Origin of the sequence: Actinospineispora eucalypti (assembly GCF_039543365.1) — a bacterium.
GTDB classification, from domain to species: domain Bacteria; phylum Actinomycetota; class Actinomycetes; order Mycobacteriales; family Pseudonocardiaceae; genus Pseudonocardia; species Pseudonocardia eucalypti.
Genome location: NZ_BAABJP010000062.1, coordinates 128,680 through 149,819, shown reverse-complemented (window position 1 = coordinate 149,819; position 21,140 = coordinate 128,680). Strand labels below are relative to the sequence as shown.

At 73.4% G+C, this 21,140-nt stretch carries 21 protein-coding genes; 16 read left to right on the top strand and 5 right to left on the bottom strand.

Annotated elements, in window-relative coordinates:
* Positions 1-9 precede the first annotated feature (9 nt).
* From ABEB12_RS38835 to ABEB12_RS38810, 6 genes are all read left to right on the top strand, one after another.
* Positions 10-432, top strand: a complete 423-nt coding sequence (locus ABEB12_RS38835) for a MarR family winged helix-turn-helix transcriptional regulator (protein ID WP_345703525.1) — start codon at positions 10-12, stop codon at positions 430-432.
* 406 nt (positions 433-838) lie between these two features.
* Positions 839-2,221: a cytosine permease gene (locus ABEB12_RS38830; RefSeq protein ID WP_185062164.1), complete on the top strand. Its 1,383-nt coding sequence runs from the start codon at positions 839-841 to the stop codon at positions 2,219-2,221.
* A complete protein-coding gene (locus ABEB12_RS38825; RefSeq protein ID WP_185062163.1) occupies positions 2,218-3,165 on the top strand; it encodes a nucleoside hydrolase in 948 nt (315 codons plus the stop codon). Before ABEB12_RS38830 ends, ABEB12_RS38825 begins: the two co-directional genes overlap by 4 nt.
* On the top strand, positions 3,162-4,112 hold the full coding sequence (locus ABEB12_RS38820; protein ID WP_185062162.1) for an isopenicillin N synthase family oxygenase: 951 nt from the start codon (positions 3,162-3,164) through the stop codon (positions 4,110-4,112). The genes ABEB12_RS38825 and ABEB12_RS38820 overlap by 4 nt, the downstream gene beginning before the upstream one ends.
* 10 nt (positions 4,113-4,122) lie before the next feature.
* Positions 4,123-4,662, top strand: a complete 540-nt coding sequence (locus ABEB12_RS38815; protein ID WP_345703524.1) for an NUDIX hydrolase — start codon at positions 4,123-4,125, stop codon at positions 4,660-4,662.
* Positions 4,663-4,744: 82 nt separating this feature from the next.
* On the top strand, positions 4,745-5,713 hold the full coding sequence (locus ABEB12_RS38810) for an alpha/beta hydrolase fold domain-containing protein (RefSeq protein ID WP_185062161.1): 969 nt from the start codon (positions 4,745-4,747) through the stop codon (positions 5,711-5,713).
* Between the two features lie 23 nt (positions 5,714-5,736).
* Here the strand turns inward: ABEB12_RS38810 and ABEB12_RS38805 are convergent, their stop codons facing one another.
* Entirely contained in the window at positions 5,737-6,945 is a 1,209-nt protein-coding gene (locus tag ABEB12_RS38805) for an ROK family protein (RefSeq protein WP_185062160.1), read from the bottom strand.
* Positions 6,946-7,033: 88 nt separating this feature from the next.
* On the opposite strand from ABEB12_RS38805, the gene ABEB12_RS38800 reads away from it, so the two are divergent.
* From ABEB12_RS38800 to ABEB12_RS38780, 5 genes are all read left to right on the top strand, one after another.
* The gene (locus ABEB12_RS38800; RefSeq protein WP_221498182.1) at positions 7,034-8,089 is read left to right on the top strand and encodes a substrate-binding domain-containing protein; all 1,056 of its coding nucleotides are present in this window, start codon (positions 7,034-7,036) and stop codon (positions 8,087-8,089) included.
* 9 nt (positions 8,090-8,098) lie between these two features.
* Positions 8,099-9,067, top strand: coding sequence for an ABC transporter permease subunit (locus tag ABEB12_RS38795; RefSeq protein ID WP_185062159.1), 969 nt, complete (start codon positions 8,099-8,101; stop codon positions 9,065-9,067).
* The gene (locus ABEB12_RS38790; protein ID WP_185062158.1) at positions 9,064-9,810 is read left to right on the top strand and encodes an ATP-binding cassette domain-containing protein; all 747 of its coding nucleotides are present in this window, start codon (positions 9,064-9,066) and stop codon (positions 9,808-9,810) included. Before ABEB12_RS38795 ends, ABEB12_RS38790 begins: the two co-directional genes overlap by 4 nt.
* A gap of 15 nt (positions 9,811-9,825) precedes the next feature.
* Entirely contained in the window at positions 9,826-10,698 is an 873-nt protein-coding gene (locus ABEB12_RS38785) for a TIM barrel protein (protein WP_185062157.1), read from the top strand.
* 71 nt (positions 10,699-10,769) lie between these two features.
* A complete protein-coding gene (locus ABEB12_RS38780) occupies positions 10,770-12,080 on the top strand; it encodes a cytochrome P450 (RefSeq protein ID WP_185062156.1) in 1,311 nt (436 codons plus the stop codon).
* Positions 12,081-12,500: 420 nt separating this feature from the next.
* Here ABEB12_RS38780 and ABEB12_RS38775 read toward each other — a convergent pair whose 3' ends face one another.
* Together ABEB12_RS38775 and ABEB12_RS38770 are read right to left on the bottom strand one after the other, a co-directional pair.
* Positions 12,501-14,861, bottom strand: coding sequence for an acetyl-CoA acetyltransferase (locus tag ABEB12_RS38775; RefSeq protein WP_185062155.1), 2,361 nt, complete (start codon positions 14,859-14,861; stop codon positions 12,501-12,503).
* Positions 14,858-15,475 (bottom strand): TetR/AcrR family transcriptional regulator C-terminal ligand-binding domain-containing protein, encoded by a 618-nt coding sequence (locus ABEB12_RS38770; RefSeq protein ID WP_185062154.1) that lies wholly within the window; start codon positions 15,473-15,475, stop codon positions 14,858-14,860. Before ABEB12_RS38770 ends, ABEB12_RS38775 begins: the two co-directional genes overlap by 4 nt.
* 125 nt (positions 15,476-15,600) lie before the next feature.
* Here ABEB12_RS38770 and ABEB12_RS38765 point away from each other — a divergent pair, with 125 nt between their 5' ends.
* Positions 15,601-16,461: an SAM-dependent methyltransferase gene (locus ABEB12_RS38765; RefSeq protein ID WP_185062153.1), complete on the top strand. Its 861-nt coding sequence runs from the start codon at positions 15,601-15,603 to the stop codon at positions 16,459-16,461.
* 9 nt (positions 16,462-16,470) lie between these two features.
* Here ABEB12_RS38765 and ABEB12_RS38760 read toward each other — a convergent pair whose 3' ends face one another.
* Positions 16,471-16,680, bottom strand: coding sequence for a DUF5302 family protein (locus tag ABEB12_RS38760; protein WP_185062152.1), 210 nt, complete (start codon positions 16,678-16,680; stop codon positions 16,471-16,473).
* Between the two features lie 68 nt (positions 16,681-16,748).
* Positions 16,749-18,047, bottom strand: coding sequence for an amidase family protein (locus ABEB12_RS38755; RefSeq protein WP_221498181.1), 1,299 nt, complete (start codon positions 18,045-18,047; stop codon positions 16,749-16,751).
* 86 nt (positions 18,048-18,133) lie between these two features.
* Between ABEB12_RS38755 and ABEB12_RS38750 the strand changes: the two genes are divergently transcribed.
* The 4 genes from ABEB12_RS38750 to ABEB12_RS38735 all read left to right on the top strand — a co-directional run bounded on the left by ABEB12_RS38750 (position 18,134) and on the right by ABEB12_RS38735 (position 21,098).
* Entirely contained in the window at positions 18,134-18,613 is a 480-nt protein-coding gene (locus ABEB12_RS38750) for a MaoC/PaaZ C-terminal domain-containing protein (RefSeq protein WP_185062151.1), read from the top strand.
* Positions 18,610-19,434 carry an aldolase/citrate lyase family protein gene (locus ABEB12_RS38745; protein WP_185062150.1) on the top strand — a complete coding sequence of 275 codons (825 nt, stop codon included), beginning with the start codon at positions 18,610-18,612 and terminating at the stop codon, positions 19,432-19,434. The genes ABEB12_RS38750 and ABEB12_RS38745 overlap by 4 nt, the downstream gene beginning before the upstream one ends.
* A gap of 70 nt (positions 19,435-19,504) precedes the next feature.
* Positions 19,505-20,473, top strand: coding sequence for a glycerophosphoryl diester phosphodiesterase membrane domain-containing protein (locus ABEB12_RS38740; protein ID WP_185062149.1), 969 nt, complete (start codon positions 19,505-19,507; stop codon positions 20,471-20,473).
* Positions 20,466-21,098 carry a DUF4129 domain-containing protein gene (locus ABEB12_RS38735; protein WP_185062148.1) on the top strand — a complete coding sequence of 211 codons (633 nt, stop codon included), beginning with the start codon at positions 20,466-20,468 and terminating at the stop codon, positions 21,096-21,098. Before ABEB12_RS38740 ends, ABEB12_RS38735 begins: the two co-directional genes overlap by 8 nt.
* The last annotated feature ends 42 nt before the right edge of the window (positions 21,099-21,140 follow it).

Genomic DNA, 21,140 nt, shown 5'->3' with positions numbered 1-21,140 from the left:
GATGGACCCGTGAGCGCGGATGCCGAGATGAGCCCGGAGCGGCAGCTGTGCGGCCTGGTCAACGGGCTGTCCCGGCAGATCGGTGAGCACGTGCGGGAGCGGGCGGGTGCGCTCGGGCTCACCGCCCCGCAGGCGATCGCGCTGCGCGAGCTGACCGGCCCGCTGACCATGCGCGAGCTGGCCGACCGGATGGCCTGCGAGCCGTCCAATGCCACCTTCGTGATCGACCGGCTGGAGCGCCAGGGCCTGCTCGAACGACACCCGCACCCGGTGGACCGGCGGGCCAAGCGCCTGGTGCTCACCGACAAGGGGGCGCGGCTGCGGGAGCGCCTGCTGGAGCTGCTCGCCGAGGACTCGCCGCTCGGCGGCCTCACTCCGGACGAGCAGGCCGCGCTGCACGGGCTGCTCGCCCGGGCCGTCACCAACCGGTAAGGGCGCCGGGCGCGGTTCGGTCGCGGTGCCGGTTCGAAGCGCGGTCGGGACGGCGCGGTCGGGCGGTCTCCCGCGGTTCGGCCTGCGCCCGGGACCTTGGGTTCGTCGCGCGGTCGCACCTATCGCGTTGGGTGCGGCTACGCGGCGTGGCGGTCGGGGGTCTCTGGCGAGCTGCAGACAGGGTTCCGCTCCACGAGATCCACCTGAGTGGGGTACGGTCCAAGATCAAACCCCGCTCAGGTGGATCTCGTCGAAGGAACGTCCGTCGGCCAGGACCGAACGGCTACGGTTCGTGACCGGTCGGTCCGAAACCGGCGCACCGGCCCGTGTGCGGCCCGTCGACCACCCTCTTGTGACCCGTTAAGGGCTTAACTACTGTCAGCTTCACGGCGGGAGGGGTGGCGGTATGACCGAACGGCGCGGATGGTCCGACCGGGTGGGTGCCGAGCTGGAGACGGTGGGCGTTCTGCCGGTGCCGGACGACCAGCGGGTGATGCGGCCGTGGCGGATGTTCCTGGTGTGGTTGATGGCGGCCAGCTCCGCCACCACGCCGCTGATCGGGCAGCTGCTGTTCGACTACGGGCTGACCAACTTCGTCATCGCCTGCCTGGTGGCCTGGCTGATCGCGCTGATCCCGGCCGGGCTGTTCTCGGAGATGGGCCGGGAGGTGCCGCTGTCCGGCCTGGTGGTGGCCAGGGGGACGTTCGGCTGGCACGGCGCGTTCGGCTTCTCCGCGCTGTTCACCGTGGTGAACCTGGGCTGGTTCGGGCTGAACACGGCGGTCGGCGCCGTGATCCTGGCCGCGATCACCAACTCCTCGCTGCTGCTGTGGAACATCGTGGTCGGCGGGGTGCAGATCGTGCTGGTGCTGTTCGGCATGAAGTGGCTGGAGCGGTTCTACCGGTACACCGCGCTGCTCATGATCGTTTGCTACGGGGCGCTGTTCGTCTACCTGGGCATGCGGTACGGGCTGGTCGCGCCGGCGCAGACCAAGGCGATGGACTGGGGCGGCGCGATGACGATCATCCTGTCGTTCTCCATCCTGTCCTGGACCTACAAGCTGTCCACGGTTTCCCGCTTCGCGGTCCCGGCGGAGCGCACCGGCGGACAGCGGCCGTCCTACTTCCTCGCCCCGTCGGCCGGGATCATGCTGGCCCTGATCGGCATGGGCGTGGTGGGGCTGTACTCGCAGGCCGCGACGGGCGAGTGGAACGTCGCCCTGCTGGCCAAGGACATCCCCGGCTGGGGCATCGTGGCCGCCGTGGGGGTCGCGGTGGCGGTCCTGCACACCAACGCGATGAACCTCTACCCGGCCATGGTGGACCTGCTGGTGGCGATGAACACCGTGCGCGAGCCACGCCGGTGGGAGCAGCCGGTGGCCACCGTGGTGCTCGGCGTGTGCGGCGTGCTGCTGGCCGTCGCCGGAATCCTGCAAAATGCCGAGGCCTTCCTGGTGGCCTGCGGGAACGTGGTCATCCCGTTCACCTTCGTGATGCTGGCCGACTGGTTGTTCGTGGCGCGCCGGCGAACCCCGGCCGGCGAGTTCTTCCGGCCGCCGGCGAACTGGCGGGAGCGGTGGCGGCTGGACGCGGTGGTGGCCGCCGTGGTCGGTGCGCTGATCGGGTTCTTCGGCCAGGACTTCCTGCCCCGGTTCTCCTACGAGATCGCGCCGCTCCCGGTGGTCGCCGGGCTGATCTCGGCGGCGCTGTTCGTGCTGCTGGCCTGGCCCCGGGTGCGGGCCGCCGGCGGCAGCGGTGGCGACCGGGCGGTCGGGGCGGTGGTGGAGTGAAACCGGTCGTACTGGACTGCGACCCCGGTCACGACGACGCCTTCGCCATCCTCCTGGCGGCCGCGCACCCGGCGATCCGGCTGCTCGCCATATCCACCGTGGCCGGCAACCAGACCCTGGCCAAGACCACCCTGAACGCCCGGCGGGTGTGCACGCTGGCCGGTATCACCGACGTGCCGATCGTGTCCGGCCAGGCGAGGCCGCTGGTCGGCCCGGTGGAGCTGGCCGCCGACGTGCACGGCGAGTCCGGGCTGGACGGCCCGAACTTCGGCCCGCCGAGCGTGCCGGTGACCTCCACCGACGGGGTGGGCTACCTGCGCGAGCTGCTGCGCGGGTCGCCGGAGCCGGTGACCGTGGTGGCCGTCGGACCGCTGACCAACATCGCCGCGCTGCTGCTCTCCACGCCGGACGTCGGCCGGCACATCGCGGAGATCGTGATCATGGGCGGCAGCACCGAGCGGGGCAACAGCACGCCGTACGCCGAGTTCAACATCTACGCGGACCCGGAGGCGGCGGCGGTGGTGTTCGGCAGCGGCCTACCGGTGGTGATGTGCGGGCTGAACGTCACCCACCAGGCGCTGGCCGGAGCCAAAGTGCGGCGGCGGATCGCCGAGGTGGGTGGCCCGCTGGCCGGTGCCTGCCTGGAGCTGCTGGACTTCTTCGGCGACACCTACCAGCGGCTGTGGGGGTTCCCGGCACCGCCGGTGCACGACCCGGTGGCGGTGGCCCGGGTGATCGACCCGGGCATCGTGGGCTGCGTGCCCAGCCGGGTGGACGTGGAGCTGGCCGGTACCCACACCCGGGGCGCCACGTCGGTCGACCTGCACCGGCGCACCGGCCTCGAGCCGAACGCGCTGGTCGCCACCGAGCTGGACGCGGACCGGTTCTGGGAGTTGATGGTGGATGCGATCGCGGTGCTCACCGAGCGGGGACGGGCGGCGTGACCGGCGTTCCCGTCCTGGACCTGGCCGCGCCGCGCGAGCGGCTGGTGGCCGAGCTGGACCGGACCTGCCGGGAGATCGGTTTCTTCCAGGTGGTCGGGCACGGGGTGCCTCCGCGCGTGGCGGACGCGGCCTGGCGGGCCGCACGGGCGTTCTTCGACCTGCCGTTGGCCGAGCGGATGGCGGTGGCCATGCCTTCGCCAGGCTATCCCTACGGCTACAGCCCGGTCTCCGGTGAGTCGCTGGCGCGGTCCCTCGGCGAGGCGGGGCCGGCGGACCTGAAGGAGTCGTTCAACGCCGGGCCGTTCGGGGTGCCACCCGGTGGGTTCGCCGACGCCGGGGAGGCGCAGGCGTACGCGCCGACGCCCTGGCCGGACGGGCCGCTGCCGTCGTTGCGGACCACCTGGCGGGCTTACCACGGCGAGCTGCACGCGTTGTCCGGCCGGCTGATGTCGCTGGCCGCGACGGCGTTGGGGCTCCGGCCGGACTTCTTCGCCGACAAGATCGACCGGGCGGCCGGCTCACTGCGCGCGCTGAACTACCCCGAGCAGCCGCACCCGCCCGCGCCCGGGCAGCTGCGCGCCGGCGCGCACACCGACTACGGCATGCTCACCGTGCTCCGCCAGGACGACGCCCCCGGCGGGCTGCAGGTGCGCGCGCTGGACGGCCGGTGGGTGGACGTGCCCAGCGTGCCCGGGGCGTTCGTGGTGAACATCGGCGACCTGCTGGCCCGGTGGACCAACGACCGCTGGCGCTCCACCCTGCACCGGGTGGTGAACCCGCCCCGCTCGCCCGGGGCGCCGACGCGGCGACAGAGCATGGCGTTCTTCGGCAACGCCAACTGGTCCACCGAGGTCTCCAGCTTGACCGGGGAGAGGCCGAAGTACCCGGCGGTGTTGGCCGGCCCGCACCTGATGGGCAAGTTCCGGGCCAGCGTGGGATCTACCTAGGGTGGGTGTTGTGGGAGTTGCCGAGCTGCTGGCCGGGTACCGGCCGCACGACCCGATCGAAACCGCCGACCTGGCCCGCCTCCGGGCGATGCTGGAGGTCACCGAGGACCCCTGGTCACGGGCCATTCCGCTGCACGTGACTGCCTCGGCGATGATCGTGCACCCGGAGACCGAGCGGGTACTGCTGCGCTGGCACGCGCGGCAGCGGGCCTGGCTGCAGGTGGGTGGGCACGGTGACCCGGGGGAGACCGACCCGCTGGAGATCGCGCTGCGTGAGGCGGCCGAGGAGACCGGCCTCCCCGACCTGAAGCCGTGGCCGGACGCCGAGCTGGCGCACCTGGCCATCGTGTCGGTGCCGGCCAAGGGCGACGAGCCCGCGCACGAGCACGCCGACCTGCGGTTCGTGCTGGCCACCGGGTCACCGGAGGCCGCGCGCCCGGAGACCCCGGACGCCCCGCTGCGCTGGCTCACCCTGGACGAGGCCCGGCAGAGCAACCACGAGCCGAACGTGCACGAGACCCTGGCCAGGGTGCACGCCCGGTTCGCCTAGCGCGGAACGCGCTTGCTGAGCGGGCGCCCAGTTAGGCGCCCGCGGGAGGCGGCGGCCTGGTTGGTGGCTTAACGTACGGTGTATGTCGAGCATGCTGGTGGTTGACCGGTACACCGCGCGCAGCCTGCGCTCCCGGGTGCTCAACGCGGCCACGAAGCGGGCCGTGATCCGGGCACTTACCCGGTTGGAGCGGGACTTCGGGCCGGAGACGTTCGACCGGCTGCGCCGGCTGGACGAGTTCGCCGCGCGCCGGGCACGGCCGGTCCGGGGCACCCGCACCGAGCCGGTCACCCTCGGCGACGGGGTGCGCGGCGAGTGGGTGCACGGGCCGGGCGTGCCGGCCGCCCGGGACCGGGCGATCCTCTACCTGCACGGTGGCGGCTGGGTGACCTGCGGGCTGAACACCCACCGCCAGCTCATCGCCCGGATCTCGGCGGCGTCCGGGGTGCCCGCGCTGGCCGTGGACTACCGGATGTTCCCGGCGGTGCCGTTCGGCCAGGAGGCCGAGGACTGCCTCACCGGCTACCGCTGGCTGCTCGACTCGGGCGCGGCCGCCGAGCACGTCACGATCATGGGGGACTCCGCCGGCGGTCACCTCACCTTCGCCACCGCCCTGCTGGCCCGGGACCGGGGCCTGCCACTGCCGGCCGGCCTGGTCGGCATCTCCGGCTGCTACGACCTGGACATGGCCACCAAACGCAGCCACGCCAACGCCCGGCGCGAGCCGGTCGAGATGCGGGCGTTGGAGCGCCTGGTCGACGCGATCACCGAGGGGCTGGACGTCGCCGACCCCTCGGTGTCCCCGCTGCGGGCCGACCTCGCCGGCCTGCCCCCGGCGCTGCTGACCGCCAGCTACACCGAGGTGCTCTACGACGACTCCGAACGGCTGGCCAACCGGTTGGACGCCGCCGGCGTGCCGTGCACGCTGCGCACCTACGACCAACAGCTGCACGTGTTCCAGGCGTTCGGCATGTTGCTGCCCGAGGCCCGCGCGTCGGTCACCGCGATCGGCGCGTGGCTGCGGGCGAATAGCCCCGGCGAGGCGGGGTAGGCCAGCCGCACGGGGCCAGTCGGTTAGCAGCGGGCGGCGGTGAGGAGGCGGTCCACGCGGGTGGGGGCCAGGACCAGGTCGGCCACCAGCAGGGCGGTGCCGATCAGGCCGGCGCGGCGGCCGAGGGTGTCGCGGACTATGCGCAGGCGGGTCGTGGCCAGGGGCAGCGAGCGGCGGTAGACCATCTCCCGGACGCCGGCGAGCAGCTGTTCCTCCGCGTCGGCCAGCTGGCCGCCGATCACCACCACCCGGGGGTTGAGCAGGCTCACCGCGTCGGCCACCGCGCCGCCGAGCACCCGTCCGGCCTGCCGCACCATCCGGACGGCGGTGGTGTCGCCGGTGAGGGCCAGGCGCACCGCGTCGTCCACGGAGTCCACCCCGGAGTAGCCGGCGGCGCGCAGGTCCCGGACCAGCGCCCAGCCGCCGGCCCGGGCCTCCACGCAGCCACGGCTGCCGCACCGGCACAGCGGCGGCTCGACCTCGCCGGGCAGCGCCACCCGCATGTGCCCGATGTCCCCGGCCGCCCCGTCCGCGCCCCGGTACACGGCCGACCCGGCCACCAGGCCGGCGCCGATCCCGGTGCCCACCTTGATCATGAGCAGCGCCTCGGTGTCCGGGTGCGCACTGCGCTGCTCGCCGAACGCCATCGCGTTCACGTCGTTCTCCACCATCACCGGGCAGCCGAACCGGGGCCGGAACCAGGCGCGGATGTCGAAGCCGTCCCAGCCGCTCATGATCGGCGGGCTGACCACCCGGCCGCCGGCGAAGTCCACCGGTCCGGGCACCGCCAGCCCGATGCCGTACACGTCATCGGCGGCCCGGCCGGCCTCGGTGAGCAGCTGCTCGAAGTAGTCGGCGATCAGCCCCAGCACCGGTCCGGGGCCGCTGGCCACGTCGATCGGGCTGGTCCGGTCCAACCGGATGGCGCCGGTCAGGTCGGTGAGCGCGGCCCGCACGGCGGTGGCTCCGACGTCGGCGACCAGCAGCACACCCCGGTCCCGGTGGAAGGCGAACTGCCCGGCCGGCCGGCCCCGGCCGGGCGCCTCCTCCCCGGCCGCGACCACCAGTCCGGCGCCGAGCAGCGCGTCCAGCCGCTGGGCCACGGTGGACCGGGACAGGCCGGTGCGGCGCATGACCTCGGCCCTGGTCAGCGGGCTGTGCTCGCGCAGCAGCGCGAGCAGCTCGCCGGGCGATGCGGCGGCGCTGATCCTCTCGGTGGCGGCCGGGTACACCCACTCAGAGTAGGTTCTGGAGCTTCACTAGACAAAAGTTCTAATACTTTTGCTTGACAGTCGACATAAGTCGCCCTGTAATCAACCCGTGACCACAAGGACGTGCCGCACGCTGGCCCTGGGGGCGGTCGCGGCGGTCGGCTGCCTGGCCCTGGCCGCCTGTGGCGGCGGTGCCCCGGCCGGTGGCGGTGCCCCGGCCCCGGCCCCGGCCAAGCCGGCGCAGCCGCTGAAGATCGCCGCCGTGATCAAGGGCCTGGACAACCAGTTCTTCCAGGCCATGCAGAAGGGCATCGAGGACGCCAGCGCCGGTGGCGGGGTGCCGACCACCGTGCAGGCGGCGGCGTCGATCACCGACACCACCGGGCAGACCGACAAGCTGACCGGGCTGGCCGGCCAGGACTACGGCTGCTACGTGGTGAACCCGATCACCGGGACCAACCTGGTGCAGGGCATCGCGCAGGTGACCGCGAGCGGCAAGCCGGTCGTCAACATCGACCGTCCGGTGGCGCCGGAGGCGGCCGAGGCGGCCGGCCTGAAGATCGCCACCTACATCGGTACGGACAACCTGGCGGCCGGCCGGATGGCCGCCGCCGAGATCACCCGGATGCTCCCCGGCGGCGGCAAGATCGCCGTGGTCGGCGGCGTCACCGGCGATGTGACCAGCGGCGAACGCATCCAGGGCCTGATCTCCGGCGTCGGGCCGGGCATCGTGGTCGCGCAGAGCGTGGCGGCCAACTGGGAGCGCCAGGAGGCGCTCACCCAGGCCACCAACGTGCTCACCGCGAACCCGGACCTGGCCGCGTTCTTCGTGGCCAACGACGACATGGGCCTGGGCGTGGCCCGCGCGGTGGCCAACGCCGGCAAGACGGCCCAGGTGCGGGTGATCAGTGTGGACGGCAACCCGGATGCGTTGCGCGCGGTGAAGGCCGGCGAGCTGACCGCCACGGTGGCCCAGTACCCGTACGCGATCGGCGAGATGGGCGTGCAGGCCTGCCGAGCGGCGGCGGCCGGCGCCAGCCTGCCGGCCAAGGTGAACGCGCCGATCATGCTGATCACCAAGGACAACGCCGACCAGGCCATCGCGGCCGCGCCGAGACCGCTCGGCGACTACCCGAATCCGTTCCCGGCATTGATCGGCAAGTGACGTAGAGCAGTGACACACAGCATTGCCCCGGGCCGGTTCGCCGTGCCCGGCCCGCTGCGCGACGCGGGGTTCTGGGCCGACTGGGCGGCCGCGGTGGGCCTCGTCGCACTGGTGGTGATCTTCAGCCTGGCCAGCCCGGCGTTCCTCTCCGAGGGGAACGTGCGCTCGATGCTGGTGGCGTCGGCGATCCTGGTGGTGCTCTCGGTGGGCCAGACCTTCGTGGTGCTGACCGGCGGCATCGACCTCTCCGTGGCCGCCGCGATGACCTTCGGCGCGGTGCTGTTCGGCCTCGGCATCTCCCGGGGGTGGGGAGTGGTGACCTGTGGACTGCTCGCGCTGGTCGGCGGCGGGCTGGTCGGGGTGCTGAACGGGTTGCTCATCGGCAAGGGCCGGATCACCGACTTCGTGGTGACCCTCGGCGGCCTTTCCGCCGCGTCCGGGGCCGCGCTGGTGGTTGCCGACGGCAAGCCGGTCACCGTGGTCAACGTGAGCCTCTTGAAGCTGGCCACCGGCGGTGTCGGGATGATCGGCTGGTCGGTGCTGATCGCGGCGGCGGTGGCGGTGGTCGCGCACGTGGTGCTGTTCCGCACCCGCTGGGGGACCAAGGTGTTCGCGGCGGGCGGGTCGGCGGAGGCGGCCGCGGCGGCGGGCATCAGCGTGCCGGCGGTGAAGGTGGCGGTGTACACGCTGTGCGGAGTCCTGGCCGGGCTGGCGGCCATCCTGCTGGTGGCCAGGGTCGGCGCGGCGGAACCGGCGGTTAACACGTCCTTCCTGCTCAACTCGGTGGCCGCCGTGGTGCTCGGCGGGGTGAGCCTGACCGGTGGCCGGGGCAGCGTGCTCGGGCCGGTGCTCGGCGCCCTGCTGCTCACCGCGCTGGCCAACGGGCTCACTCTGCTCGGCGTCTCGCCGTACTACCAACCGGTCGCGGTCGGCGTCGTGGTGGTGGCCGCCGCCCTGCTCACCCGGTTCCGCAAATGACGCCGCCCCTGCTCGAGGTGGAGGGCGTCTCGCTGGCGTTCGGCGGGGTGCGGGCGCTGCGCGAGGTGTCGCTGAACCTGCGGGAAGGCGAGATCACCGCGCTGGTCGGGGACAACGGGGCCGGCAAGTCCAGCCTGGTGCGCTGCATCGCCGGGATCTACCACCCCGACGAGGGCAGCTTCCGGCTGGACGGCGAGCCGGTCCGGTTCGAGACCGCCCAGCAGTCGCGTGCCGCCGGCATCGAGACGGTGCACCAGAACCTGGCGCTGGTGGAAGACCTGACCGTGTGGCAGAACCTGTTCCTGAACCGCGAGCTGGTGCGCGGCATCGGCCCGCTGGCCTGGCTGAACCGCTCGGAGATGAAGAGCCGGGCGGCCGACATGGTGGCCCGGTTGTCGGTGAACGTGCCGGCGGTGACCGCCCGGGTGCGCCGGCTGTCCGGCGGCCAGCGGCAGGCGGTGGCGATCCTGCGGGCGGCCGGTTTCAGCTCCCGACTGGTAATCATGGACGAGCCCACCGCCGCGCTGGGCGTGCGGGAGACCTCCAGGGTCGAGGACCTGATCATGCTGCTGCGCGAGCAGGGGCGATCGGTGCTCCTGGTCAGCCACAACCTGGACCAGGTCACCCGGCTGTCCGACCAGGTCTGGGTGATGCGCGGGGGCCGCTGCGTGGCCGGCCGGCGCACCGCCGAGACCACCGGCGAGGAGTTGGTCGCGCTGATCACCGGCGCGAAGTTGGCCTGAAGGGGGAGAGCTGAGTTGACGAATCCGATTGGCGTGCACGCCCTGGTCTGGGCCGGTGACACCTCGGCGCCCTCGGTGCGCCGGGTGGTGGCGGAGACCGCCGCCGCCGGCTACGACCTGGTGGAGTTCTCGCTGCACGACTCGCTGAACCTGGATACCGGCGAGACCCGCCGCGAGCTGGAGCGGGCCGGCCTCGGGGTGGCCTGCTCGCGGGGTCTGGCCTTCGACGCCGACGTGTCCAGCGACGACCCGGCGGTGGTGTCGCGGGGCGCGGCGCTGCTGCGCGACTCGCTGCGGGTGACCCACGAGCTGGGTGGCACGGTGCTGACCGGGGCGCTGTACAGCGCGCTCGGCAAGTACGGCGCGCCGCTCACCCCGGCCGGCCGGGCCAACGTGGTCTCGGTGCTCACCGAGCTGGCCGGCGAGGCGGCCCGGCTGGGCATGACCCTGGGCCTGGAGATCTGCAACCGGTACGAGACCAACGTGATCAACACCGCCCGGGACGCGCTGCGCCTGGCCGACGACATCGGCGCGGACAACGTGTTCGTCCACCTGGACACCTACCACATGAACATCGAGGAGGACGACCTCGTCCGGCCGGTCTACCAGGTCGGGGACCGGTTGGGTTACGTGCACATCGGGGAGAACCACCGGGGCTACCTGGGCTCCGGGCACCTGGACTTCGGCGCGTTCTTCCACGCCCTGGCCGACATCCGGTACGGCGGGCCGATCACCTTCGAGTCGTTCTCCTCGGCGGTGGTCTCCGCCGGGTTGACCGGTGACCTGGCCATTTGGCGGAACCTGTGGTCCGACGGCGCCGACCTGGCCCGGCACGCCCGCGCGTTCATCGCCGGCCAGCTGGCCGCCTCGGACCCGCGGCAATCCTGAGAGTGAACCCGCTGTGGCGGGTTGCGGGGGAACCAATTAACGTTTAGCGATGCAATTCAGGGGCCCATTCAATGCTTGACCCGCCACCGGGCGACGGCGGCCCACCCGTGATCGGCCACAGCTGGCAGGTCGTGGCCGACCCACCGGGGTTCTGCACCCGTCGGTACGAGCGCTACGGCCCGATCTCGCGGTTCACCGCGGTCGGTCGCGAGGCGGTTCTGGTGGTGGGCGCCGAAGGCACCGAGGCGGTGCTGGGTGGCCGGGACCGCGCCTTCGCCAACGGCCCGGCGTGGTCGTCGTTCATCAGCCCGTTCTTCCGGCGCGGGCTGATGCTGCTGGACTTCGAGGAGCATCTGCGCCACCGGGGCCTCATGCAGCAGGCGTTCACCCGGGACCGGGTGGAGGGGTACCTGCGGCAGCTGCTCCCGATCCTCACCCGGGACCTCGCGGAGTGGCCGGTGGGGATGAGCTTCCGGGTGCAGGACGCGTTCCGGGAGCTGATGCTGCGCACCGGGGTGCGGGTGTTCATGGGCGGCGGGCTCGGCGGCGAGACCGACGCGGCGGTGAAGGCGTTCCTGGACTGTGTCGCGGCCACCGGGTCCTCGCTGCGGTTCGCGGTGCCGGGCGGGCGGTGGGCGCGCGGGCTGGCCGGCCGGCGGCTGCTGGAGGAGCTGTTCATGGAGCGGATCCCGGTGGTCCGCACCCGGGGCGGCTCGGACCTGTTCGCGGTCTTGTGCCGCAGCGTCACGTCGGACGGGGACCGGTTCACCGACGAGGACATCGTGAACCACATGATCTTCCTGATGATGGCCGCGCACGACCCGATGACCGTGACCCTGACCAGCATGATGCGGTTCCTGGCCGAGCGGCAGGACTGGCAGCGGCAGTGCCGGGCCGAGTCGTTCGCCCGCAACACCGCCGCACCCACCTTCGAGGACCTGCAGCGGCTGGGCTCGCTGGACCTGGTGATGCGCGAGACGCTGCGGCTGGTGCCCCCGGTGCCGACGCTGTTCTCCGAGGCGGTGGAGGACGTCAAGGTGCTGGGGTTCGAGATCTCCCAGGGCACCATGGTGATGATGTCCTCCTACGTGAACCACCACATGCCGGAGTACTGGCCGGACCCCGAGGTATTCGACCCGCTGCGGTTCGCGCCCGAGCGCCGGGAGGACGCCGCGCACCCCTACGCCTGGCTGCCGTTCGGCGGCGGCGTGCACCAGTGCATCGGCATGCAGTTCGCCGCCATGCAGGTGATCGCGGTGCTGGACCAGGTCCTGCGCCGCTACCGCTGGAAACTGGCCACCGGCCCCACCCCGTCCCTCAACTGGCGCGGCCTCCCCATCTGGCGCGACGGCATGCCCATCCACCTGGAACGCATCGACTAACCGTTTCCCCCATCCCGGCGAGTCGGCGTTCTCAGCACACCGAGTCGGCGGTTTGGTCGGTCTTCCCCGGCTTTGGCTGGCCTGTCGCTGTTGATGGGGGGTTCCGTTCCCTTGGTGCGTCCAGGGTTGCCCACCTGGCATGATCGCGGTCTGTGGCGATTCAGCGTCGAAATTCGAGGCTAGACCGCCGGAAACGGCGATCACCCCGAGGCGGTCGCCTCAGGCGCCACTCTGGTTGCATGACCGGAACACCATAGGGATTTGATCTCGCCGCCACCCGCATGACGATTCGCTCATGAAACAGAAGTGACCACCGGGACGAGCGACCCGGACCCAGACGCAGCGGGCCGGCCAGAACCCGCGGAAGATCGACCCATCCGCGCCGTCCAAGCATCTTTAGAACCGGCGCCGCTGCCCAGCTCAGCGGTTGCGCCAGACCGGCTTGCGCTTCTGGGCGAACGCGGTGACGCCCTCGAGCGTGTCCTCGCTGACGATCAGGTCGTCCAGTGCGTCGGTGGGGTGGTTGACCGCCGCCACCGGGTCGGCGATGCCGGCCGTCTCGGCCATGATGCGCAGGGACGTGCGCACCGAGGTCGGCGAGCCGTCCAGGATCTCGGCGGCCAGCTCGCGGGCGGCGGCCAGCGCCCCGCCGGCCTCGGTCACCCGGTTCACCAGGCCGTACTCCAGCGCCTCCGGGGCGCTGAGCCGCCGGCCGGTGAGGATCATCTCGTTGGCCAGCTTGGCCGGCACCGCGCGGGGCAGCCGGACCAGCCCGCCGGCCCCCGCGACCAGGCCCACCTTGACCTCGCTCAGCGCGAACTTGGCCTCCGCGTCGGCCACCACCAGGTGGCAGGCCAGCGCGATCTCCAGGCCGCCGCCCATGGCGTAGCCGTTGACCGCCGCGATGACCGGTTTGGGCATCTCGGCCCGGTTGGTCAACCCGGCGAAACCGTTCTTGGGCACCCACAGCGGCTTGCCGCTGGCGGTGTAGGCGAGGTCGTTGCCGGCGCTGAACGCCCGCTCGCCGGCGCCGGTGAGGATGGCCACCCACAGGTCCGGGTCGGCGAAGAAGGCGTCGAACACCTCGTCCAGCTCGACGTTGGCCGGCGGGTGCAGCGCGTTGTGCGCGTCCGGCCGGTTGATGGTGACCTCCAGCAGGTGTCCCTCCCGGCGCACCAGCACGTGCTCGTAGTCCTCGCGCAGCCCGGCCGGTCGGGGCGGGAAGAGCCGGTTCATCCGTGCCTGGTCCATCGCGACCCGGTTGCCGTGGCCGAGCGAGCGCGCGTAGATGCGGGCGCCGATCGGGTCGCCCTCGGTGAGCAGGGCCAGGGTGTCGGCGTCCTCGGTGGTGGCCAGGAACCGGCGGCCGTCCGCCTCCAGCCGCCCGACCACGATGCCGGTGCGGCGGTCACCCCGGTACCTCACCGTGTACGTCTCCACGGTGGCCCAGCCGTCCGGGTAGTCGGCGCGCACCACGGCCGGCCAGCCGTCGATCTCCGCCTGCGGCCCGTCGTCCTCGGGTGCGCGCCACGGCGCCGGCGTGCTGGCGTAGACCCCGACCGAGTACTTGCTGAGCACCCCGCCGTTGGCGCCGACCAGGCCGAACCGGCCCGGCTCCGCGCGGACCCGCCGCACGGTCTCGGCGATGGCGTGCATCGAGTAGTTGTTGCCGGCGCCGCCGAAGAACGGCAGGCCACCGGTCACGGTCAGTCCTCGGGGGTCGTCCGCGCGCAGGCCGAACTCGTCGGCGATGTTGGCCACCGCGATCGGGAAGCAGCTGTAGAGGTCCAACCAGGCCAGCTCGTCCATGCCCACGCCGGCCATGTCCAGCGCGCGCCGCACGGCCAGCACGGAGGCCGGCGATGCGCTCAGGTCGGTCCGTTCCAGCAGCCGCCGCTCGCGCAGGTCGCTGTGGCCGTGCAGGTACGCCCGGCGGTCCTCGGGCACGCCGAGGCGGTCCGCCGCCCCGGTGGACATCAGCAGCACCGCTGCGCCCTGGTTGACCTGGTCACGGGCCACCAGGTAGCGCGGGTAGGGGTCGGCGATGAGGCGGTTGCGGTCGGTCGGGGTGGCGAGCTCGGTCGCGTCCCGCTCGGTCGGCGCGGCCGCGTGCGGGTTGGCCGCCGCCACGCGGGTGAACGGGGCGAACAGCTCGCCCATGCCGGCCGCGTACTCCTCCCGGGACTGCTTGAGCCGGGCGCGGCGGGCGTTCTCACAGATCGCGTACTGCAGCGAAGGCTCGGTGAGCCCGTGGGCGATCATCTGCCGGTTCACCAGCCCGGTGAGCCCGAACCCCCGGTCGTCCAGCTGGCCGCCCACCGACTCGGAGAAGTCCGGCTTGTCCTCCGCGCCGGCCAGCTTGCGCGCGGTGGAGATGGCCTCGGAGCCGAAGGCCAGCACCACCTCGGCGCCGCCGGCCGCGATGGTGCCGGCCAGCTCGGTGACCAGGTGCTGCGGCCCCTGCCCGCCGGCGACTTCCAGGATCGCCCTGGCCGGCCGGGCCCCGATCCGGTTGGCGACCGAGCGCGGGTAGTTGTCGGAGCGGCCCAACGGCGCGTGCGCGCCGGGCACGGAGACCTCGAACTGGCGGATGCCGGCGACCGTGTCGATCTCGGCGGCCAGCCGCCCGGGGTCGGCGGCCGCGCAGTCGGCGAGGGCCTGGCGGGCCGCCTCGGCGGCCAGCTCCACGGCCGACAGCCCCCGGTAGTCCTCGCTGTCCACGCGCTCGGAGGCCTGGCCGACGCCGACGAGAACGGGCGTGCGGGGGTCGATACCGGTCACCGGTTGGCCTCCCTGACGGCGTGCAGCAGAAAGTCGACGAGCTCTTCCGCGTAGCGGTCGGCGTCCCGGACCAGCTGGCCGACCAGGCCGTCCGGGGTGGTCATGATGTGCATCACCGCGCCGCCGCAGAGGGTGTCCAGCAGCAGGGTCACCGAGGTGTTCTCGGGGATCTCGCCGCGCCGGATGCCCCGGCGGACCATGGCCCGCGCGGCCAACACCTGGGACTCGCGCAGCTCCGTCCACCGGCGGGCCACCTCGGGGATGCCCGGGGCCTCCACCGCGATGCGGTGCGCGGCCCGCCGCGCGTCGCCCAGATAAACCCGGAGCAGCTGGCGGGTCAGGGTGATCAGGTCGCCGCGCAGGGTGCCGGTGTCGCTGTCCGCCACGTTGGCCACCCGGGCGGCGAGCGCGTCCGCCAGCAGCTGCTCCTTGCCCGACCAGCGCAGATAGATGGACGCCTTGCCGACCCCGGCGCGCCGGGCGACCGCCTCCAGGCTGAAGCCGGCCCATCCGGCCTCGCCGTAGAGTTGCACCGCCGCGTCGATGATCCGGCGGTCGACCTCGGGGTCCCTCGGCCGGCCGGCCGGAGCGTGTGCCCTGGTGGCTGGGGGCATTGGGCGGCTCCGTGATTACTAGACGATTGCCGTCAGTATAACGTCCGTGACCCCGGGCGCAGGGTGGCGCGGCTCACCCACAACAGTGACTTACTTAGCCAAACTAAGAGGTCTACTCTGCCGGTATGCGGCGTGACGACGATCAGTGGGAGATCACCACCGGGGTGGGGGCGACCGCGCTCGCGGTGGCCGCCGCGCGGGCGATGGAGTCGCGGGCGGCCGAGCCGCTGGTGTCCGACCCCTACGCCGAGCTGTTCGTGACCACGGCCGAGCGGGAGTCGCACGGGGCGCTGGACGTCTCGGCCGACGCCGGGCAGGTGCGCACCCGGACCAGCTACATCGGCGTGCGGTCCCGGTTCTTCGACCGGTTCGTGCTGGACGCCGCCACCGCCGGGATCGGTCAGACGGTCATCCTGGCGGCCGGCCTGGACGCGCGGGCGCTGCGCCTGGAGCTGCCGGCCGGGCATACCGTCTACGAGCTGGACCAGGCCAAGGTGCTGGACTTCAAGGACCGGGCGCTGGCCGGCGGCCTGCCGGTGCCCCGGACGGGCGGCGGTGAGCGGGTGCCGGTGCCGGTCGACCTGCGGCAGGACTGGCCGGCCGCGTTGCGTTCCCGGGGGTTCGACCCGGAGCTGCCGACCGCCTGGCTGGCCGAGGGCCTGTTGCCGTACCTGCCGGCCTGGGCCGAGCGGGACCTGCTGGACCGCATCCACGAGCTGTCCGCGCCGGCCAGCCGGTGCGCCCTGGAACGGTTTGCCCGGCTGGCCGACGAGCCCGAGCGACCGGCGGCGCCGGTACTCGGGGTCGACGTGCGGGAGCTGGTCTACCGGGACGACCGGCCGGATCCGGGGAAGCGACTGGCCGCCCTGGGCTGGCGGGTTACCCAGCTGCCGGCCCGGGTGGTGGCCGAGCGGTACGGCCGCCCGTTGGCCGCCCAGGGTACGTTTTCCCGCAAGGCGGTGCTGGTCACCGCGGTGAAGCCCTGAGGGCCTGGGTCAGCCGCTCTTGCGGCGGAAGGCGCGCTTGCCGCCGGCCCGGCGGGAGTGCTCGTGCACCTTGCCGGCCGCGCCGCCGTGCCCCCGCACCGCGCGCGCCTCGTCCGCGCCGCGTTTGCGCTCCAGGGCCGCCCGGAACTGGCTCTTGAGGTCCTCGGCCGCGTCGGTGGGCTGCTCGTCGGCCTGACCGGCTTCCGGTGTTTCCGCCATGGTGGCCTCCGAGTCGTGGGGTAACAGTGACACGAGCCTCGCACGCCTCCGGGCCCGGCGCGACCGAGTTAAGCGATTGCCGAGGCTACCCACTCGGCGGCGGCGAACCCTCGCCGGTTGTCGGCGGCCAGGATCTGCAGCCCCAGCGGCAGGCCGGCACCCGGCAGCGGCAGGCTGAACGCCGGGTGGCCGGTCACGTTCGCCGCCCGGGTGTACCGCAGCAGCGCCCCTCGCACCGACACCGGACCGTCCGGGAGATCCACGCCGGCGTCCGAGGCGCGCGGAGCCGCGCAGGCCACCGTGGGCAGCAGCACCGCATCGAGGTCGGTGAACAGCGCGTCCACGGCGGCGGTGAGCGCGGCCACGCGGCGGGCGGCGCGCACGTACCGCCAGCCCGGGACCTCGGCGGCCTCCCGCAACCGGTCGGCCACGTCGTCCTGGTAACCACCGCGGGGCAGCAGGTCGGCGTGCACGGCGGCCGCCTCCGACCCCTGCAGGTCCAGCCCGGTGGTGTTCAGCTCGTCCCACTCGGACAACCGGACCTTGACCGGCTCGGCGCCCCGCGCGGCGACCCGGGCCAGCGCGGCCCGCAGCGCCTCGGCCACCGGTTCGGCCGGCGGCGGGTGCTCCAACAGCCCCAGGCGGGGCGGTCCGTCGAGCCCCGGGCCCAGGTCTCCGCCCAGCGCGGCGATGGCGTGGCGGGCGTCGGTCACGCTGCCGGTGAGCACCCCGACGTGGTCGAGGCTCGCGGACAGCGGGAACACCCCGTCCAGGGGCAGCGTGTGTCGGGACGGCTTGGTGCCGACCACCCCGCACAGCGCGGCCGGGATGCGCACCGAACCGGCGGTGTCGGTGCCCAGGGCGAGCGGCACGATCCCGGCGGCCACCGAGGCGCCCGCGCCGGCGCTGGAGCCGCCCGGCATCCGGTCCGGGTCGTGGGGGTTGTGGCACGGGCCGGCGGCGTTGACCAGACCGGTGGCGCCGTAGGCGAACTCGTGGCTGTGGCTCAACCCGATGATCACCGCGCCGGCGGCCCGGGCGGCGGCGACCACCGCCGCGTCCGCGTCCGCGACCCGGCCGGCGAATACGGCGGAGCCGCAGGTGAAGGGCATCCCGGCCACCGGGATGATCTCCTTCACCAGCACCGGCACGCCGGCCAGCTCTCCGGTCGGCCGGTCCGCGACCCGGGCCGCGGTCTCGCGCGCGCCGTCCCGGTCCAGGTGCACCACCGCCCCCAGCCCGGCCACCTCGTCGGCGCGGCGCAGCGCGCGTTCGGTCAGCTCCACCGGGTCCAGGCGTCCCGCGCGGACTCCCTCCGCGATCCCCCGCACCCCACCGAGATCCGCCCAGTCACCCAGCAACGCCATTCGTCGATTCCCCTCCCGGTTGCCCGGTCCACCTGATCAGGCGCGTATAACCCTGGTCAAGAACGAAACGACGTGAAGGAGCCGGAATGGGTGGCGCACGCGCGGTGACGGGCCGCTGGTTCGAGGACCTGCCGGTGGGCGCCGTGGTGGAGCACGCCGTCCGGCGGACGGTCACCGAGACCGACAACGTGCTGTTCACGACCATGACCATGAACCCGGCGCCGCTGCACCTGGACCACGACTACGCCGCCGGCACGGAGTTCGGCCGCCCACTGGTGAACAGCATGTTCACCCTCGCCCTGGTGGTCGGGCTGTCCGTGCCGGAACTGACCCTGGGCACCATCGTCGCCCAGCTCGGCCTGGACGGGGTGAAGTTCCCCGCGCCGGTGTTCCACGGCGACACCGTCCGGGTGGAGACCGAGGTGGTGGAGGCGCGGGAGTCGAAGTCCCGGCCGGGCACCGGCCTGGTGGTGTTCGAGCACCGGGCGTTCAACCAGCGTGACGAGCTGGTCTGCGTGGCCCGGCGCACCGGTCTGATGCACCGCCGGCCCCAGGGGGCGTCGTGACCGGGTTCCGCCCCCGCAGCCTGCTGTTCCTGCCCGGCCACCGGCCGGAGATGCTGCCCAAGGTCGCCCGCTGCCGGCCGGACGCGCTGGCCGTGGACCTGGAGGACGCGGTACCCCCGGCGGCCAAGGACCAGGCCAGGGACACCGCGCTGGCCGCGCTGGCCGCCGAGCGCCCGGCCGCCGGCGCGGTGCTGGTCCGGCTGAACGGGGCGGACACCCCTTGGTACGCCGCCGACGTGGCCGCCGCCGCCGACGCGGTGCGGGCCGGTGCGCTGGACGGGGTGCTGCTGCCCAAGTACGAGCACCCGCCGCAGCTGGCCGCGCTGCGCGCCGCGCTGCCGGAGGGCACCGTGGTGGTGGTCGGCCTGGAGAGCGGGCTGGGCGTGGCCGACGCCCGTCCGCTGCTCGCCGAGGGACCCGAGGGCGCGTACTTCGGGGCCGAGGACTACATCGCCGACCTGGGCGGCCGCCGCACCGACCCAGGCACCGAAGTCCTCTACGCCCGCAGCCAGGTGAGCCTGGCCGCCCGGCTCGGCGGGGTGAGCGCGCTGGACCAGGTGGTCACCGCGGTGCGGGACGCGGAGGCGTTCCGGGCCGACGCGGTGCGGGCCCGGGAGCTCGGCTACCCCGGCAAGATGTGCCTGCACCCGCTGCAGGTCGACGTCGCACACGAGGTGTTCACGCCGTCTCCGGCCGAGATCGAGCACGCCCGGGAGGTGCTGCGCGCGGCCGAGGCCGGTGCGGGCCTGGTGAACGGCGAGATGGTGGATGCGGTGCACGTGAGCATGGCGCACGCGGTGCTGGCCCGCGCGGCGGAGTAAATCCCGGCGTCCGGGGTCTCCGCTCTGCCACCATGACCAGGTCATCGCGATGTCGGATCGGGGGGAACCGATGACCGAGCCGCCGAACTACCCGGGCTGGGGCCCGCCGGCCGCCGCGCCGAAGCCCGGGGTGATCCCGCTGCGCCCGCTCGGCATCGGCGAGATCCTGGACGGCGCGATCTCCTACGTGCGGGCGAACCCTAAGGTCACGCTGGGCCTGGCGGCGATCGTGACCTCGCTGTCCGAGCTGGTGCAGGCGCCGGCGACCGTGCTGATGGCGAACATGCAACCGGCGCGGTCGCTGCGGGAGACGATGGCCGGGACGCTGGGCGCGACGATGTTCGCCGTGCTGGTCAGCTTCGTGGTCGGTACCATCCTGAACGGCCTGCTGATCTCGGTGCTGGCCCGGGCGGTGCTCGGCCAGCGCCCGTCCATGCGGGAGGTGTGGGCGGCCACCCGGCCCCGGCTGCTCGGCCTGCTCGGCGTGGTGGTGTTGCTCGCCCTCGCCGCGTTCGGGCTGGTGCTGCTGGCGGTGATGCCGCTGGTGGGGTTGGCCGCGCTGAGCCCGCCGCCCGCGGTGGCGGTGCCGGTGGGCGTGCTGTGGGCGCTCGGTGCGTTCGTCGCGCTGGTCTACCTGATGACGCGCTGGGTGATGGCGGCGCCGGTGTACGTGCTGGAACCCGGCACGGTGCCCGGCGCGCTGGTGCGCTCCGCACGGCTGGTCCGGGGCCAGTGGTGGCGGGTGTTCGGCATCGTGCTTCTGGCCCAGCTGATCGCCGTGGTACTCAGCATGATCCTCTCCGTGCCGTTCACCCTCGCCGGCATGCTCGCCTCCGGTGGCTTCAGCCAGGCGTTCGACGGCGTCGGGGTCCCCCTGCCGATGCTGCTGCTGTCCACCGTGGGCACGATCCTGGCGACCACGGTGACCGCGCCGTTCATCGCCGGGGTGACCGGGCTGCTGTACATCGACCAGCGGATCCGCCGGGAGGGACTGGACCTGGAGCTGGCCCGAATGGCGCAGGCCCGGCCCGATGAGTGAGGTCCCGGTGGACATCGGGCGGGACGCGGCGGCGGAGGCGGCGGCGCGGGAGCTGGCCCGCCCCGAGTACCTGGTCGAAGGGCCCTCGCTGCCGGAGCGGGTGCTGACCTGGCTGTTCGACCGGCTGGACGAGCTGTTCGAGCGCGCGGCGGCGCACGCGGCCGGGGGCTACCTCGGGCTGCTCGCGCTGGTCGTGGTCCTGGTGCTGGTCGCGGTGGCGGTGCGGGTGGTGGCCGGCCGGCTGGGCCGCGCGGTGGCCGGTGGAGAGGGGCCGTTCGACCGGCCCCGGCGGTCCGCCGCCGATCACCGGGCGTCGGCCGACGGGTACGCCGCCGCCGGGGAGTGGGCGCTGGCCGTGCGGGAGCGGTTCCGGGCGGTGGTGCGGGAGCTGGAGGAGCGGGACCTCGTGCCGTACCGCGCGGGTCGCACCGCCGACGAGGTAGCCGAGGCCGCGGGCCGGGAGCTGCCGGAGTGCGCCGAGGCGATGCGCTCGGCGTCCCGTACCTTCGACGAGGTCTGGTACGGCGGGCGGCCGGCCACCGCGGACATGGACCAGCGGCTGCGTGAGGTGGACGCGGCCGTCCGGCGGGCCCGGCCCGAGGCACGGGTGGGCGCCGTCGGATGACCAATGCGGAACGCGCTGGCCGAGCGGGCGCGCGCGGGGGAC

Excerpts from the sequence above, each read along its gene's own strand:
- ABEB12_RS38740 (WP_185062149.1), top strand. The coding sequence starts at position 19,505 with ATGACCGAGCCGCCGAACTACCCGGGCTGGGGCCCGCCGGCCGCCGCG.
- ABEB12_RS38780 (WP_185062156.1), top strand. The coding sequence starts at position 10,770 with ATGCTTGACCCGCCACCGGGCGACGGCGGCCCACCCGTGATCGGCCAC.
- ABEB12_RS38765 (WP_185062153.1), top strand. The coding sequence starts at position 15,601 with ATGCGGCGTGACGACGATCAGTGGGAGATCACCACCGGGGTGGGGGCG.
- ABEB12_RS38750 (WP_185062151.1), top strand. The coding sequence starts at position 18,134 with ATGGGTGGCGCACGCGCGGTGACGGGCCGCTGGTTCGAGGACCTGCCG.
- ABEB12_RS38770 (WP_185062154.1), bottom strand. The coding sequence starts at position 15,475 with ATGCCCCCAGCCACCAGGGCACACGCTCCGGCCGGCCGGCCGAGGGAC.
- ABEB12_RS38830 (WP_185062164.1), top strand. The coding sequence starts at position 839 with ATGACCGAACGGCGCGGATGGTCCGACCGGGTGGGTGCCGAGCTGGAG.
- ABEB12_RS38760 (WP_185062152.1), bottom strand. The coding sequence starts at position 16,680 with ATGGCGGAAACACCGGAAGCCGGTCAGGCCGACGAGCAGCCCACCGAC.
- ABEB12_RS38790 (WP_185062158.1), top strand. The coding sequence starts at position 9,064 with ATGACGCCGCCCCTGCTCGAGGTGGAGGGCGTCTCGCTGGCGTTCGGC.
- ABEB12_RS38755 (WP_221498181.1), bottom strand. The coding sequence starts at position 18,047 with ATGGCGTTGCTGGGTGACTGGGCGGATCTCGGTGGGGTGCGGGGGATC.
- ABEB12_RS38735 (WP_185062148.1), top strand. The coding sequence starts at position 20,466 with ATGAGTGAGGTCCCGGTGGACATCGGGCGGGACGCGGCGGCGGAGGCG.
- ABEB12_RS38810 (WP_185062161.1), top strand. The coding sequence starts at position 4,745 with ATGTCGAGCATGCTGGTGGTTGACCGGTACACCGCGCGCAGCCTGCGC.